Annotated in this window: 14 protein-coding genes; all 14 read left to right on the top strand. The window is 59.7% G+C overall.

The window, feature by feature from the left end; translation table 11 throughout:
- The first annotated feature begins 93 nt into the window (after positions 1–93).
- Positions 94–1020 (top strand): hypothetical protein, encoded by a 927-nt coding sequence (locus AB5Y47_RS04965; RefSeq protein ID WP_368219946.1) that lies wholly within the window; start codon positions 94–96, stop codon positions 1018–1020.
- Between the two features lie 71 nt (positions 1021–1091).
- Positions 1092–2309 carry a DUF4043 family protein gene (locus tag AB5Y47_RS04970; RefSeq protein ID WP_368219948.1) on the top strand — a complete coding sequence of 406 codons (1218 nt, stop codon included), beginning with the start codon at positions 1092–1094 and terminating at the stop codon, positions 2307–2309.
- A 65-nt stretch (positions 2310–2374) separates the two neighbouring features.
- Positions 2375–2764, top strand: coding sequence for a hypothetical protein (locus AB5Y47_RS04975; protein ID WP_368219949.1), 390 nt, complete (start codon positions 2375–2377; stop codon positions 2762–2764).
- Between the two features lie 66 nt (positions 2765–2830).
- A complete protein-coding gene (locus tag AB5Y47_RS04980; protein WP_368219950.1) occupies positions 2831–3268 on the top strand; it encodes a hypothetical protein in 438 nt (145 codons plus the stop codon).
- 1 nt (position 3269) lies between these two features.
- On the top strand, positions 3270–3851 hold the full coding sequence (locus AB5Y47_RS04985) for a hypothetical protein (protein ID WP_368219951.1): 582 nt from the start codon (positions 3270–3272) through the stop codon (positions 3849–3851).
- Between the two features lie 12 nt (positions 3852–3863).
- Positions 3864–4541, top strand: coding sequence for a DUF6682 family protein (locus AB5Y47_RS04990; protein WP_216987058.1), 678 nt, complete (start codon positions 3864–3866; stop codon positions 4539–4541).
- Positions 4542–4550: 9 nt separating this feature from the next.
- The gene (locus tag AB5Y47_RS04995) at positions 4551–6239 is read left to right on the top strand and encodes a hypothetical protein (RefSeq protein WP_368219952.1); all 1689 of its coding nucleotides are present in this window, start codon (positions 4551–4553) and stop codon (positions 6237–6239) included.
- A complete protein-coding gene (locus tag AB5Y47_RS05000; protein WP_368219954.1) occupies positions 6236–6568 on the top strand; it encodes a hypothetical protein in 333 nt (110 codons plus the stop codon). The genes AB5Y47_RS04995 and AB5Y47_RS05000 overlap by 4 nt, the downstream gene beginning before the upstream one ends.
- A 41-nt stretch (positions 6569–6609) precedes the next feature.
- Positions 6610–8271 carry a hypothetical protein gene (locus tag AB5Y47_RS05005; RefSeq protein ID WP_368219955.1) on the top strand — a complete coding sequence of 554 codons (1662 nt, stop codon included), beginning with the start codon at positions 6610–6612 and terminating at the stop codon, positions 8269–8271.
- Positions 8271–12653 (top strand): DUF1983 domain-containing protein, encoded by a 4383-nt coding sequence (locus AB5Y47_RS05010; protein ID WP_368219957.1) that lies wholly within the window; start codon positions 8271–8273, stop codon positions 12651–12653. The genes AB5Y47_RS05005 and AB5Y47_RS05010 overlap by 1 nt, the downstream gene beginning before the upstream one ends.
- An 80-nt stretch (positions 12654–12733) precedes the next feature.
- Positions 12734–13009: a hypothetical protein gene (locus AB5Y47_RS05015; protein WP_246875556.1), complete on the top strand. Its 276-nt coding sequence runs from the start codon at positions 12734–12736 to the stop codon at positions 13007–13009.
- A gap of 10 nt (positions 13010–13019) precedes the next feature.
- Positions 13020–13652 (top strand): hypothetical protein, encoded by a 633-nt coding sequence (locus AB5Y47_RS05020; protein WP_368219959.1) that lies wholly within the window; start codon positions 13020–13022, stop codon positions 13650–13652.
- 9 nt (positions 13653–13661) lie between these two features.
- Complete coding sequence (locus AB5Y47_RS05025) at positions 13662–14042, top strand: hypothetical protein (RefSeq protein ID WP_368219960.1); 381 nt, start codon at positions 13662–13664, stop codon at positions 14040–14042.
- On the top strand, positions 14042–14299 hold the full coding sequence (locus AB5Y47_RS05030) for a bacteriocin (RefSeq protein WP_203762482.1): 258 nt from the start codon (positions 14042–14044) through the stop codon (positions 14297–14299). Before AB5Y47_RS05025 ends, AB5Y47_RS05030 begins: the two co-directional genes overlap by 1 nt.
- Positions 14300–14301 lie beyond the last annotated feature (2 nt).

Below are 14301 nucleotides of genomic sequence, written 5' to 3' on the forward strand. Positions count from 1 at the left end.
TTTGTGCCCAGCTCCAGCCGGAGATGGCTTTCACCGAGAGCCTTCCCCCGCTTGGGCAGCGATACCACCCACTGAAAACCCACGAGGACAACCATGGATATGAACATCGACGACCTGAACGGCACTGAGAGCCTGGACGAACTGGAAGCCATGCTGGAAGCGATCGAGCGTGAGCCCGATAGCGAGCTGGATGATGGCACTGGCACCGAGCAAACGGACGTACAACCCGCGCCGTCGGCGGGCGAGGTGGCAGCCGGTAACGAACAGGGCAGCACCGAGCAGGGCGGTGAAGGGGCCGCGGAGCCTGAGAAGGTGATCCTGGCCAAGAGCGGTCAACACACCATCCCGTATGAAGTGCTGGAGCAGTCGCGCAATGAGGTCAAGGTGCTGCGTGAGCAGTTGGCCGCATCGCAGCAAGCCCAGGCCGAGCGGGACAAGCTGCAGGCGCTGATGGAGAAGCACGAGATCAACCCCGATGTTGACCCTGACGACATCAGCCAGGAGGAGCTGGCACAACTGGCACAGGACTACCCGGATCTTGGCAAGTCCATCGCAGCCATAGCCAGCAAGCTCCAAAGGCTGGAGCAGCAGGCAGCACCGCAGCCGGTTACCCCCGCCACCAATCCGGTTCAGGCCGCACTGCAGGCGGTACCTGACCTGATGAACTGGCGGGAGAAGGACCAGGACCGCTTCGACTTCGCCATCATCGTCGATGAGAAGCTCCAGGTTGATCCCGCATGGCAAGGCAAGTCGCTGGATGAGCGATTCGCAGAGGCGGCACGCCGCACCAAGCTGGCCTTTGGTGACGAGGTTACCCCTCCCACCAAGGCACCCGGCAAGGAGGCGGATAAGCCTGCCGATTTCATCCCGTCCAGCCCCTCGGCACTCGGCCAGACCCATCATGCTGCCCCCACTGGAGTGGAGCGCTTTGGCGCCATGTCTCAGACCGAGCTTATCGGCGAGATGGGCGCCATGACAGACGCCCAAATGGAGGCGCTGCTGGAGCAGGCCGGGTTCTAACCCACCACCCATTTCAATAAGCCAACCCCGACCACTGTGTCGGGGTTTTTGTTTTCATGTAGGAGAGGACCATGACCCAAGTCACCTCGGCGCAAGCCAACAAGATTTTGCAGGCCGCACTGTTTACGTCTGCCAACCGTTCCCAATCGCTGGTGAACATGCTGACCGAAGAGGCGCCGAAGGGCGTGAAAATTAATGACGGTAAGCAGACCCATCATGGCGCCCCCGTTGTCCGCATTACTGATCTCGCCAAGGGGGCGGGCGATGAAGTGGATATGCAGCTGTTCCACCAACTGTCTGGCCGTCCGACTATGGGCGACAAGAAGCTGGCAGGGCGCCTCGAGAACATGTCCTTCGCGGACTTCTCTCTCAAGATCAACCAGACTCGCCACGGCGTGGATGCTGGCGGCAAGATGAGCCAGAAGCGCACCAAGCATGACCTGATCAAGACCGCTCGGGCCCTGCTGGCAGACGGCTACTATGGTCGTCTGGTAGATCAGCGAGGCTTTGCTCAGCTGGCCGGTGCTCGCGGGGATTACTCTGCCACCGATATCATCCTGCCGCTGGCGGATGACCCCGAGTTTGCCGACATCATGATCAACGAGCTGACCGCACCGACCTACGAGCGCCACTTCTTCGGTGGTGATGCGACCAGTTTCGAAGCCCTCGATGCAGCGGATCGCTTCAACCTCGGCTGCGTGGACAACATGGCGCTCTATCTGTCCGAGATGGCCAACCCTATCCAGCCGATCCGCATGGTGGCTGACCCGTCCGGTGGTGAGCCGCTCTACGTGCTCTACGTGACCCCGCGCCAGTGGCACGACTTCTACACCTCCAGCTCCGGCAAGGACTGGAACGCCATGCTGGCGGCGGTGGCGGAGCGAGCCAAAGGTTGGAACCACCCCATCTTCCGTGGGGAAGGGGCGATGTGGCGCGGCATTCTGGTCAAGCCCTACAAGGGCATGCCGATCCGCTTCAACCAGGGCAGCATCGTCAAGGTGTGTGCGGCCAACTCTACGACCGGTGCGGAAGTGGACAAGGTTGCGGGCACCCTGATCGACCGCGCCGTGCTGCTGGGCGGCCAGGCGCTGGCCAATGCCTTTGGCTCTGGCGAGCAGGGGGGCTCCTTTGGCATGCACCAAGAGCCAACTGACCACGGCAACAGCACCGAGATCTCGATCCGTTGGGTCTCCGGCCTGCAAAAGATCCGCTTCAAGCAGCGCAACGGCAACATTCAGGACCATGGTTGCATGGTGCTGGATACCGCGGTGAGTGCCATCGCTCGCTAAGCCGCTGACCCATGGGGCTTCACGGCCCCATCCCACCACTATCTGACCAGACAAGGAGCCATATCATGGCCAAGATTACCCTGCTCGCCCGAGCGTACCGCTGGTTTGTCGGCGCATTCGGCAACCTCTCTATCTCCCCGACCCTGGTGGCCAAGCTGGCTGCGGTACCCGCTGGCGATGTTGTCGCATACGGCGACAATGTGGAGCCCAACCTGAAAGTGGTGGGGGTGACGATGTTCAGCACTGCGCTGGGCGCGAGTACCACCATCACAGCCAAGATCGGCACGACCACCATCATCAACGCCGAGAGTACGGTGGGGGCGGTGGCAAAGTATTACCCGGTCGATGACCTGATGACCGAACCCGATCAGGAACTCACCCTCACGGTTGGCGGCGGCGCTGCGACGGGCACCGTCAAGCTCAAGCTGCATTACGAGGTAGTCGGCAACCTGTAAGGCTGCCGATCACTGTCCGCCCGGCCCTGTGCCGGGCTTTTTCGTTTCTGAATAGGAGTCATCGCCATGAGCGACAAGATTGCCGTGGTTTACATCGGCGACAAGCCGAGCAAGAAGGATACCGTCACCGGCAGCCGCCTGGTGTTCCCGCGCCATACCGCGGTGGATGTGGAAAGTCACATCGCCATGCAACTGCTGGAGTTCCCGACCGTCTGGATCCGCCATGAGGCACTGGCTGGCGAGCTGGCGCGTCAGGAGACTGCCGCCGAGATGGAAGCCCTGGAGCAGGCGCGCCTCGCCGCTGAAGCTGCCCGCCTGGCGGAAGAGCAGAGCATGGTGGTCGGTGAGCGCGATCTGGCCAAGATGACCTCTGCCCAACTGGCCACCCTGGTGGAAGGGGAAGATCTGGATATCGAGCCACAGGGCCCGCAAGAGAAGGTGCCCGAATACCGGGTGCGCGTGCGTGATGCCCTGAAGGCCAAGCTGGCAGAGCAGGGGGAATAGCATGCAGATGGTGTCGCGTGAACAGTTCCTGCCCACTGTCAGGCTGCACATCACCGGCCCGCTCGAAGTCATGCTGAGTGAGGCCGTCACAGAGGCGGCCATCACGTTCTGCCGGGAGTCGGCCTTGCTGACCCTTGACCGACTGCTGCCCAGCGCGTCAGCCGGCAGCCTGGTGGAGGTCTGCAACATCAGCGGGATGACATCGTGCAATGTGCTGCACCTGACCGGAGAAGGGGGCGCGCCATTTGTCAGCGGGCAAGACTTCTTCGCCATGTCGGCCAATGAGCTGAGCATCCTGACAGATCTCTGCAATGTGCGGATCTGGTATGTGGCTGCCCCGGTCAAGAACGCCACCGAGCTCCCAGCCCAGCTCTACCACGATCACGCCGATGCCATTGCCCATGGCGTCGCAGCCTTGCTCTATGCCCAGCCAGACCGCCCTTGGTCTGACCCTAAGCGGGCAGGATACCACCGGACTGAGTTTGTCGAAGGTTGGCGTCGCGCTGGCCGGTTCCGCAAAGAGCACAGCGCCCCGACCCAGGTCGAATTCCACAACCCGCCCCGCAAACACACTTTTTTCTAAAGGACTCCACACATGGCAACCGTTACCGTTGACTCTATCTTGAAGCGGGTAAATACCCTGCTCAATGATCGCACCTGGGTTCGCTGGCCCAAGCAGGAGCTGTTGGACTACTACAACGATGCCGCAAAGGCGATCGTGTTGATGCGTCCTGACGCCCACACCAAGAACGTTCAGTTCAACTGCGCCGCTGGTACCAAGCAGACTTTGCCTGCAGATGCCCTGCGGCTGATCGAGGTGCTGCGCAATGCTGACGGCAAAGTGATCCGCTTCGTGCCGCGGCGCGCCCTCGATGACAGTTACCCGGACTGGCATGCTGGCAAGGATGGCACCAGCGTGGCCGCCTACACCTATGACGATCGGGACCCCAAGAACTTCTATCTCTACCCGGGCCCCGCCGCCGCAGTGAAGGTGGATGTGATCTACTCCGTAGCGCCGCAATCTAAGGTGCTGGCGGACGTGGAAAACATGGGCACGCCGGCGCTGGCCGATCTGGATGACATCTACATCAACCCGCTTATCGACTTCATCATGTACCGGGCCTTCTCGAAGGACTCCGAATACAGCGCCAACTCCAATCGGGCTGTCGGCCACTACAACGCCTACCTGCAGCAGTTGGGTGAAAAGACCCAGGTTGATGCCAGCCTGGAGCAGCGCAAGACCGAAGGATTCTCCCGCGTGACCGGGCAGTAAGGGGGCAGCATGGCTGGAGTGTGGAAGCGTGACGGTACGGTGGCCGTCACCAATGGCAACAAGAAGGTGACCGGTACCGGGACAACCTTCGCAGACACCAAGAACGGGGTGGCCAAGGGCCACCTTTTTTGTATCACCAGTGGCACCTCGGTGGATTTCTACGAGGTGGACTACGTGGTGTCCAACACGGAGCTGTATCTGGTGCAGGCCTACCGTGGTGTTACTGCCACGGGCAAAGCCTACGAGATCATCACGACTTTCTCGGATTCCGTCCCTGAGTTCGCCCGCCGCCTGACCGCCACACTGAGTGCCTATCAGCAGCAGAGCGATGCTTTTCAGGCGCTGCTGACGAGCACTGCCGCCACTGTTGAGGTGACTGCACCGGATGGTACCAAGCAAACACTGATCCCGTGGAGGCGTGTGACCAGCGAGGGGGAGGGGCAGGCGGCTCGCGCCAAGACGGAGGCGGACAAGGCAGCAGCAAGCGCGGCCCTGGCTGGCGATATTGTCGCAGCGTCGGCCCTGCCGCTGCCTGATGTGTGGGCGCCGCTCTCTGACAGCCTGCGCCTTATCACCGGCTATGGCCGCGAGGTCAAAGTGGGTGAGGATGTGGTGGCACGGATGGTGAATTTCAGCCGCAGTACCACGAAGTTATATCCTACCAAGACGGGGTTGCTAAAGTCGGCTGCCATTAATGAGCCTGCATTCGGAAGCGGTGGGGCGCTATCTGACGGGCAGAGCGCAAATCTCATAACTGGATCACTATCGCTGCCTGTTGGGCAGCTAGGCTCTGGCATCACTCCGGTTTTGACGCCTGGTCAATCAGACCCAATGGGCGGTACTTCTGCAGTTAAAGTCTTGTTGTCACGGACAACTGCAGGCGGATCAAATCGCTCATTTATAGGCTCTGGCGGATATCCATCAGCCGTTTTTGATAGGACTGTAGTTAACACAATATCAATTTGGCTTAGGTCGCCCAGTGGTGCGCCGGTATCTCTACGAATGCGAATTGCAGGGGTGTCGGTAGACATATCAGTCACATCCGAATGGAAACGATATTCATTGACTAGGCCAGCTAATCACGGCGATCCAGCCGATGGTACGGTCTATTTTGCGTGCCTACAGGATGATGCCCTGTTGAGTGCTGAGGTTGTGTACTTTAATGGCCAGCTCGAGCAGCTGCCCTTTGCCAGCTCCGACATTCAGACTGCTGGTGCCGCTGTAACTCGCGCTGCGGATGCAATCCAAATCCCGTATGCCGGGAATGGTGTCCCATTGTCTGATATGCAGATGACGATGAGCGCCGTTATCAAGGCAAATCCGCGGCCAGGAGAGCCGACCGCCCTCATTGATGCAATTGACATTACGCCAAATGTAGGGGTGTTTTTGTCTGTCAGTGGTCAGATAGATATCCGAATTTTTGATGTGCAGTGGAATCCTGGCATCACGCCTGACATGACGAAAGAGCAGGTGGTGGCGTTGTCGTTTAATGGCGCAACTGGCGCGGTGGCAATGCGAGTTGGCGATAAGGTTGTTACGGGAACCGTTGTCGTGCCAAAGGGCATTTCGCGCTCGGCAGGGAATATCGGGCTGCTGTGCCGCAGCGGGACAAATACGCGCACTGGGTTCGGTAGTGTCAGGGACTTCAAAATCTGGCACAAGTTTTTCACCGTTGATCAGCTAAAGGCCATCAAATGACCGACTTCATCGACCTCAACCTCAAGGCGGCCGACAAGGCCGCCATGACCAAGGCCCTGCAGGCCGCTGGCTTCGTCAAAGACAGCGAAACCGGCACCCTCTATCACCCTACCACCTCGCTGCAACTGCTGCCGCCTGGCATGGTCACCCGCCCCACTGGCACGGTGCAGACCGTCGATGGCATCGAGCTGGAGGTGCGTGAGCCCGTGCCCGGCTATCACGCCAACGTCAGAACCCAAGACCCTGCAATGGCCGCAGCCCTGGCGCCGGTGACCGTGGTTGTCGAAACTCCCCAATATGTCTGGGCATCAGATCCCGCCAGTATGTGAGCCTTGCCTCCTGGCGCTCCCGGCGTTAGGATTTACCCATCATGGCCCTGCTCTCTCGAGCGGGGCTTTTTCGTTTCTGCCTCTCTGAGATCCCCATGCCCATACTCGATATCGTCACCATGCGAGGGACTATGCCGCGCGTGGAGCCCCACCTTTTGTCTGATGAAGCCGCGGTGATTGCGCGTGACTGCCATTTTGACCATGGCGTTATCTCCCCGCTGGAGGATGACGCCAGTGCTGGTGTGGAATTGTCCATCGTGCCTGCCACCCTTTTTCACTATGGCCAGCACTGGTTCGCCTGGAACAAGGTGGTGGAGGTTATTCGTTCCCCAATCGCTCAGGACCCTTATGGCCGGGTTTACTACACGGATGGTGAGTATCCCAAGGTGACTCATGCCCAGATAGCCACAGGCGGCAGCAACAAGCCGACGGCGTGGTATCGATTAGGCATTCCAGCCCCAGGTGTTCCGGTCGGGGTTGGCACCATCACCCCACCTGTTGGTGGTGTGGATGATGACCTGACAGATGACGAAACTCGCTTCTACGTGGATACCTTCGTTACTACGATGGGTGAGGAGGGGCCCCCGGGCCCTGTCAGCGGAAAGGTGAATATCGGGATCCCAGGGTCATCCGTCACCTTGATGCTGAGCCCACCGACAACCCAGAACAGTAACATCACCAAACGCCGGATATACCGGTCAGTGTCCGGTGGCGGCTTGGCTGATTACCTGCTGGTCGCCGAGCTGCCCATTGCCCAAGCATCGTTTGTCGATATCCGGGAGGATGGGGAGCTGGGCGCTGTGCTGGAGACCTACGACTACACCATGCCGCCGGATGGCATGCGTGGCTTGTGTCAAATGGCGAATGGCATGTGTGCGGGGTTTGCTGGCAACTCCCTCTACCTGTGCGAGCCTTACCTTCCCTACGCCTGGCCGGAGAAGTACCGGCTGACCACTGAGCACGACATCGTGGCGATCGCTGCCATCGACACCACCTTGGTGATTGGGACCAAGGGGTACCCCTATCTTGCCCAGGGTGTGAGCCCGGCATCGGTGACCACCCAGAAGCTCAGCCAACTGCCGCAGTCCTGTGTCAGTGGTCGCTCTATGGTGGCTATGGATGGCGTTGTGCTCTATGCCTCCCCGGACGGGTTGGTCGGCATCGGTGCCAACGGTGGTCAGGTGGTCACCGAGGGGATCATCACCCGAAGCCAGTGGCGGGCAATGAAGCCAGAGAGCATGCGGGCATGGCACCACGAGGGGAAATATGTGGCCATGACCGACACCCACGCATTCATCTTTGACCCGAAAAGTGGCGACTTGCGTGAGCTGACGAACCGGTGGGATGCGGCTGTATCCGATATGGAGAGCGATTCCCTCTACATTGCCAAGGGGCGCAGCTTGCAGATTTGGCGCGGCGGGAGCTCCAGCAATGGTCAGTTCGTCTGGCGGTCCAAGCCATTTATGGAGCCAGAGGGTTCATCTTTCAGCTGCTGCCGGGTGTTGGCTCAGGATGTTGGCCTGGTCGGTATCAAGTTGTTCGTTGACGGGGAGCAGGTGATGGAGTTGTCCCCTGGCAACCTGGTGCCCGGGGCGTTCAGGTTGCCGCCAGTGCGGGGCCGGTTCTGGCAGATAGAGGTCTTTGGCACCTCGGTGGTGAGCCGCATCACCCTCGCGAGCAGCATGGCGGAGATGGTGAACTGATGGCCAAGAAACCCGCTTATCGCGCCGGCCGTGACCAGGCCGCAACAGCCGAGAACGTGGAGCTGCTCACCGGGCAGCGTGGCGATCGCCTTGATAAGGCAGTCACTTTCCGGGAGCTGGCGGCATTGGGGCTGTCTACGTTGCGTCCTGGTGCTGGCGGTGTTTATGTCCCGGGCAAGAACCCAGACCTTTTCCCGCCGGGCCAGATGGAGTTCCCCCACGCTCCGGTCAATGTGATCGCCAATGGCGCATTTCACACGGTCCTTGTTGAGTGGGATCCGCCGCAGTACCGGGGGCATGCTCACGCCGAGATATGGCGAGCTGAGAGTGACAACCAAGCCGAGGCCACCCTGGTGGGGACCTCTTCGGCCAATCTCTTCTCTGACGCCATTGGCAAGAGCGCCAAATTTTACTACTGGGTGCGCTTTGTCAACGGCAAGGATGACAAGGGCCCCTTCCAGGGTATGCAGGGAGTCGAGGCTGAAACCAGCCGGGATGTGCAGGACATTCTCGACGAACTGCAGGGGAAGATAGAGGAGAGCCACCTGGCCCAGGCACTGCTGCGGCCAATAGAGCAAGTCCCCCAACTGCAGTTGGATATTACGATCCTGAAGCCAAAGGTCGATGAAATCGAGGTCATTCGTCCCAAGGTCGCTGCCATCGAGGACAAGATCCCCAGTATTGAGCAGGAGTTGGCCGGGCTGGATGAGCGCCAGAAGGTAGCTCAAGAGCTGCTGGATGATGCCCAGCAGCAACTGGGGATGTCGAGCATTGAGATCGGCCTAGTGCAGGATCGCTTGAATGCGAAGCTCGATAAGTACAAGGGTGATTTCGACTCGTTCCGCGATGCGGTGTTTGTCGTGGATCCAGAAAACGGCAGCATCACGATGGATGCGGTCAATGCGGTGCGAGAGGAGCTTCACACTTCCATTACTGAAGTTCAGCAGGAGCTTGATGCCGTCAGTGGCCAGATCACCAGCAAGGCAGACAATGTCACCGTTGACAGTCAGGGGTCGCGGATTACTGAGGCAGAGCAGCGCATCAACGGCTTGGACGCCAGCCTGAGCCAAACCGTCACCCGGGGGGAGTTCACAGGCGAACAGCAGCGGGTCACCCAGATCGGTCAAGAGCTTGATGCGACAAAAGGGGTGCTGGCCCAGAAGGCGACCAAGCAGGAAGTGGATGCCCAAGGCGTGCGACTTGCCAACGCAGAAAGCAAACTGACGGTGCATACCGACGAGCTGAGTTCCCAGGCGCAGCGTCTTGATGGGCTGGCGGCCCAGATCACCCAGGGCGACGAGACTCTTCGGGCCAGTATCACTGAGCTGGCGCGAGTTTCGGCGGAAAGCGAGCAGGTGACCGCGCAGCGCGTCAGCGGGCTCGAAGTGAGGGCGGGGACATCAGAGGCCAAGATCCAGGCGCTCGAGGAAATCTTCGCGGATGACGGTGGTATTACTGCTGGCCGATTCGACGCCATCACGGCAGAACTCGAGCTGCAGCGTGGGAATGATGACGACAACGCATCTGCTGCGATCGATGGTGCCCTGGCCGTGGATGAGCGGGATCGGGAGACGCGGAAGGCGTTCGGGGCCATCCGTACAGAGCAGAGGGTAATCCTGACGGAGCAGCAGGCCCAGGCTCAGCGCACAGCAGACATGGAAGTGAAGTTTGAAGCGAAGGATGCCGCCACTCAGGCCAGGATTTCGTCGGTTGAGAAGGTGGCCTCTGATGCAGACTCGGCGCTGGCACAGCGCATTGATAACGTCACAACGGAGTTCAAGGCGGCTGATGCTCAGGCCAATGCCGATATCAGGTCGCTGGCGCAGTCGAGCGCCGCCGCAGACGAGGCCCTGTCCTTGCGCCAGGACCAGTTGGCTGCGACGTTATCGAGTGCGACGGCAGAGCTTGCGGCAAACATCACCCAGGAGGAATCAGCCAGGGTCACCGCCGATGAGGTTATCTCAATGCGGGTGGCCGAAGTGGAGGCGCAGTTCAGCAGCGACCTCGCGGATACGAATGCGAGGGTTGCGGCCGAGGAGCTGGCTCGGGCAACAAAAGATGAGGCGCTTGCCCAGCAGATCAGCACTGTAGATGCTGCGTTCAAGGCCGCCGATACGGCGCTGTCTGCCTCCCTCTCCGAGTCGAGCAAGGCCCTGGCAGATTCCGACCGAGCGCTTGGTGAGCGGATCAGTACCCTTGATGTGACGGTTGGAGAGAACTCAGCCAGCATCACAGAACTCCAGCAGGCCGTGGTGAGCAATGAGGCCTCGCTCAGCCAACGCCAGGACAAGATGGAGTCGGAGATTGTTGTCGGTGCCGTCAGCCAGGTTGAAGGTGCCTTGGCCGGGGATGAACGTGACCGAGAGAACCGAAAGGCTCGCGGCGTCATTCTCCAACAGCAGAGCACGCTGGCGAATCAACAGGAGGCGCAAGCCAGGACTGTTGAGCAACTGACCGCTGAGTTTGATGCTGAGAATGGGGAGATCAGGGCGCAGATCACCAATGAGCAGTTGGTTAGGGCGACGGCTGATGAGGCGCTGTCACAGCGGATCAGTGTTGTTGATAGCGAGTTCAAAGCGGCGGACGCCGCGACGAATGCTGCTGTTGCAGCTGAAGTGCGGGCGCGGAGCGATGCTGATAGCGCGCTGGCTGAACAGTTGTCCACCTTGGATGCAGAGTTCAAGGGGGCGGAGCAGGCCCTGGCGGCCAGCATCGATGAAGTGTCCCGTGTTAGTGCTGAAGCAAACCAGTCCCTTTCTGAGCAATTGAGTCAGGTGAAGGCCACAGCAGAATCGGCGGGCACCGCTGCGGCAGGAGCCCAGAGTAGTGCAAACCAGGCAAAAGAGGATGCAGCGGCTGCTGCGGGGATAGCCAATGGAAAGGGCAAGGTGCTCATTCAGTCAGCAGCTCCAGCAGTAGCAGATCGGCTTGCTCAGAATCTCTGGATTGATACGACCAGCGGCACCAACACTCCGAAGCGGTGGAGTGGGTCAGCCTGGGTTGCAGTAACAGACAAGGTCGCGATCGATGCAGCTCAAGCCGCCGCCGCAGCTCAGGCAAGCGCTGATCAAGCCGCACAGGGTGTTGCGAGAAATACTGCTGCCATCAATGACGAAGTGAAGGCGCGGGCTGATGCAGATTCGGCCATGGCACAGCAGATCCAGCAGGTAACGGCAAACTATCAGCAGGGAGATCAGCAACTCCAAGGCCAGATCACGGCAGAGTCAGTCGCCCGTGCCGATGCGATGCAAGCCCTCGGCAGCCAGATTGATACGGTGTCTGCTGTTGCAGGTAGCAAGAATAAAACGTTCTTCCAAGCCACTGCCCCAGGGTCAGCGATGGGCACCGGTGATCTGTGGTTTGACACAGCCAACAACAACAGGCCGTATCGTTACAGTGGTACTGCTTGGGTTGCCACTGACGACCCGAGGATTGCAGCCAATGCCGCCGCCGTTCAACTCCAGAGCCAAGCTATTGCCGACTTGCAAAATGGCGCCCAGGCCATGTGGACGGCGAAAGCCAGCGCGGGCCAGATCACTGCCGGGATAGGGTTGATTGCAAACTCTGACGGCACGAGTCAGGTGGCTATCTCTGCTTCCCAGGTGTTCGTATTCAACCCGAATAGCTCAACGCCCATGGCGCCGCTGTTTGCCATCGACAATGGCCAGGCGGTCATTGCAGAGGCCATCATCCGCAAGGCCACTATCCAGATCCTGACGTCCGAGAAAATCACGGCGGACTACATCAAAGCAGGGGTCAGCATGTCGGCGCCTGCGATCTCGGGCGGTTCCATCGATATGGGCAATGCCTTCCTGTCTGGTGGGGCTGCAGGGTTCGGTAAAGGCGGGCCTTATGCCAGTTGGGGATTCGGCTGGTACACGATGATCTATGCGGACGGCAGCATCTATACCAATCGACTTCGTGCAGAAGGCGGTTATGTGAAGAACATGACCATGAACAACTGCACGATTGCTGCCGATTGCGTGGTCCTGGGGACGTTGGAAGCGGATCGGATTGTGGGTGATATCACAAGGATGATCAGGGCGTCAGGTAACTTCTCTTTGGCAGGTTACAAGCGAGCCAGAAACATGGTCTGCATCAAACCACTCACAGGTCTAGCAGAGGTTTCCGGAGCCGGCACGATAGGGCTCATATTGTTGTGCAAGCTCAACGGCACTGAAGTAGCTAGGGCTACGTCCACAGCCTCGTTCCCTGTGGGTACGAATAGAGCGCCAATGAGTGTGACCTTCCAAGATGCTTTCGTGATCCCCGCTGGGACTGCGACCGTCAACATCACCTTCGAAGTGGTGGCCTATCCTGGGTCATCTATCCAGAACCAGCGCCTTATCGGGGAGAGCCTATGGCTGATGGGTCTATGGTGAGGGCTGCTTTGAACCGCATAGTCAGGGATACCGGGAATCCTAATCTCCCTCTCAAACTGCAAGACGCCATCCGAAACCGGATGGCGTTTTTGTTCTTGCGTGGTGATGACGGGTTTGTGCTCAAGCCACAGGCAGAAGATGGCGTGATCGGTGTCCTGGTCTGGGTGGGGTGGGGGGATGGCGGGGCACCTGAGCGGCACCTGCCGGAAGTGAAACGCCTGGCACGCCTGATTGGGGCACGCTGGCTGCGCTTCCACTCGGCGCGTAAGGGGTGGCTCAAGGTTGCGCCAAGAATGGGATGGGCCCGTCAGCCGGATGATGCTGATGGGCTCTATGTGTTTCAGATCAACCTATGAGGTGTAGGTGATGGGGAAGGGTGGCTCGAACGAAATTCAGGAGACCGAGGCTCAGAAGGCTGCAGCCGGTGTGGCCATGGAGCAGTGGGATCTCTACAAGAACGACCTGCAGAAGTACGAGGACTATTTCATCGAGAAGGTGGATGACCTCAACAGTGAGGGGGAGTTCGACAAACTGGCAGGCACGGCAGCGCTTGGCACTGCTCAATCCTTTGGTGAATCGCGCGCAGGGCTGGCTGACTCCATGGCTGCCAGTGGAGTAGATCCAACCAGCGGCAGGTACCAGGAGGCGATGGAAGGACTGGCAACGGACCAAGCCCTGAGTCAGACCGATACCACTAACCGCGCACAGTCCAGCCAGCAGGACAAGTATGTTGCTGGGCTCAAGGATGTGGTGAGCATTGGCGCAGGGCAGAAGGCTGATTCGTTGGCTGGTATGGGCGATGTGGCCACAACCAGCTTGCGCAAGGCAACCAGTGATGCACAGAGCTCTTACCAAAGCCAGCAGGCGACAGCTGGCTTGGTGGGGACTCTGGCAGGAGCCGCCACCTCGTATGGGCTGGCCAGCCTGAAAGCACCGGCGGCAACGGAGATCAAGAAAATCAGCCCGACTGCATCCGTGCTGCAGGGCAAGGGTTACTAAGGGGGTTCCATGGGTTACGCCGCAGACACTTACGCCAAAATCACCCGAGAGCAGTACCAGGACTGGAAGACGCGCTTCTACCCCAAGCAGCAGGAGCTGATGGAGTTGGCCACCAACGGCCAGCTTTTGCGGGAGCAACTTGGACGGGTGGATGAGAACAACGCCAACGCGCTCCGCTCTGCTCAGCAGGCCACGGCCAACCGCAATGCACGAATGGGGCTGGGTACCAGTAGCAATGCCAACGATAACAGCCAAGGGCTGCGCATGGCGCTGATGACGGCGGGTACCGAGAACGGCCTTCGTGAACAGGAGCAGACCCGACAAATGGGGATCCTGACCGGCGCGGATGCGGGGCTGCGTGAGGCAATTAAAGCCGGAGGGGGTGTGTGATGGGGTACGGCATTTTGGATATCGGCGGTCAGACTCGCCAGCAAGGTCTGGCGGGCTTGCGCGATGCTGCCAACCGAGAGTCGGAGATGGAGGCTGCCAACAAGAGTCTCAAGACCGCTCGCAAGGGGCAAACCCTGAGCACAATCGGTACTGGCGCATCGATGGGCGCCGTGTTGGGCATGGCGGGTTCACTCGGTGGCCCTCTGGGCGCACTGGCAGGTGCTGGGGTTGGGTTTCTGGCAGACAGCTTGTTTTAAGG

The organism is Aeromonas sp. R7-2 (genome assembly GCF_040908105.1).
Classification (GTDB): Bacteria; Pseudomonadota; Gammaproteobacteria; order Enterobacterales; family Aeromonadaceae; genus Aeromonas; species Aeromonas caviae.

Excerpts from the sequence above, each read along its gene's own strand:
- AB5Y47_RS04995 (WP_368219952.1), top strand. The coding sequence starts at position 4,551 with ATGGCTGGAGTGTGGAAGCGTGACGGTACGGTGGCCGTCACCAATGGC.
- AB5Y47_RS05000 (WP_368219954.1), top strand. The coding sequence starts at position 6,236 with ATGACCGACTTCATCGACCTCAACCTCAAGGCGGCCGACAAGGCCGCC.
- AB5Y47_RS05020 (WP_368219959.1), top strand. The coding sequence starts at position 13,020 with ATGGGGAAGGGTGGCTCGAACGAAATTCAGGAGACCGAGGCTCAGAAG.
- AB5Y47_RS05025 (WP_368219960.1), top strand. The coding sequence starts at position 13,662 with ATGGGTTACGCCGCAGACACTTACGCCAAAATCACCCGAGAGCAGTAC.
- AB5Y47_RS05010 (WP_368219957.1), top strand. The coding sequence starts at position 8,271 with ATGGCCAAGAAACCCGCTTATCGCGCCGGCCGTGACCAGGCCGCAACA.
- AB5Y47_RS04990 (WP_216987058.1), top strand. The coding sequence starts at position 3,864 with ATGGCAACCGTTACCGTTGACTCTATCTTGAAGCGGGTAAATACCCTG.
- AB5Y47_RS04985 (WP_368219951.1), top strand. The coding sequence starts at position 3,270 with ATGCAGATGGTGTCGCGTGAACAGTTCCTGCCCACTGTCAGGCTGCAC.
- AB5Y47_RS04975 (WP_368219949.1), top strand. The coding sequence starts at position 2,375 with ATGGCCAAGATTACCCTGCTCGCCCGAGCGTACCGCTGGTTTGTCGGC.
- AB5Y47_RS04965 (WP_368219946.1), top strand. The coding sequence starts at position 94 with ATGGATATGAACATCGACGACCTGAACGGCACTGAGAGCCTGGACGAA.
- AB5Y47_RS05015 (WP_246875556.1), top strand. The coding sequence starts at position 12,734 with ATGGCGTTTTTGTTCTTGCGTGGTGATGACGGGTTTGTGCTCAAGCCA.
- AB5Y47_RS05005 (WP_368219955.1), top strand. The coding sequence starts at position 6,610 with ATGGCCCTGCTCTCTCGAGCGGGGCTTTTTCGTTTCTGCCTCTCTGAG.
- AB5Y47_RS04970 (WP_368219948.1), top strand. The coding sequence starts at position 1,092 with ATGACCCAAGTCACCTCGGCGCAAGCCAACAAGATTTTGCAGGCCGCA.
- AB5Y47_RS05030 (WP_203762482.1), top strand. The coding sequence starts at position 14,042 with ATGGGGTACGGCATTTTGGATATCGGCGGTCAGACTCGCCAGCAAGGT.
- AB5Y47_RS04980 (WP_368219950.1), top strand. The coding sequence starts at position 2,831 with ATGAGCGACAAGATTGCCGTGGTTTACATCGGCGACAAGCCGAGCAAG.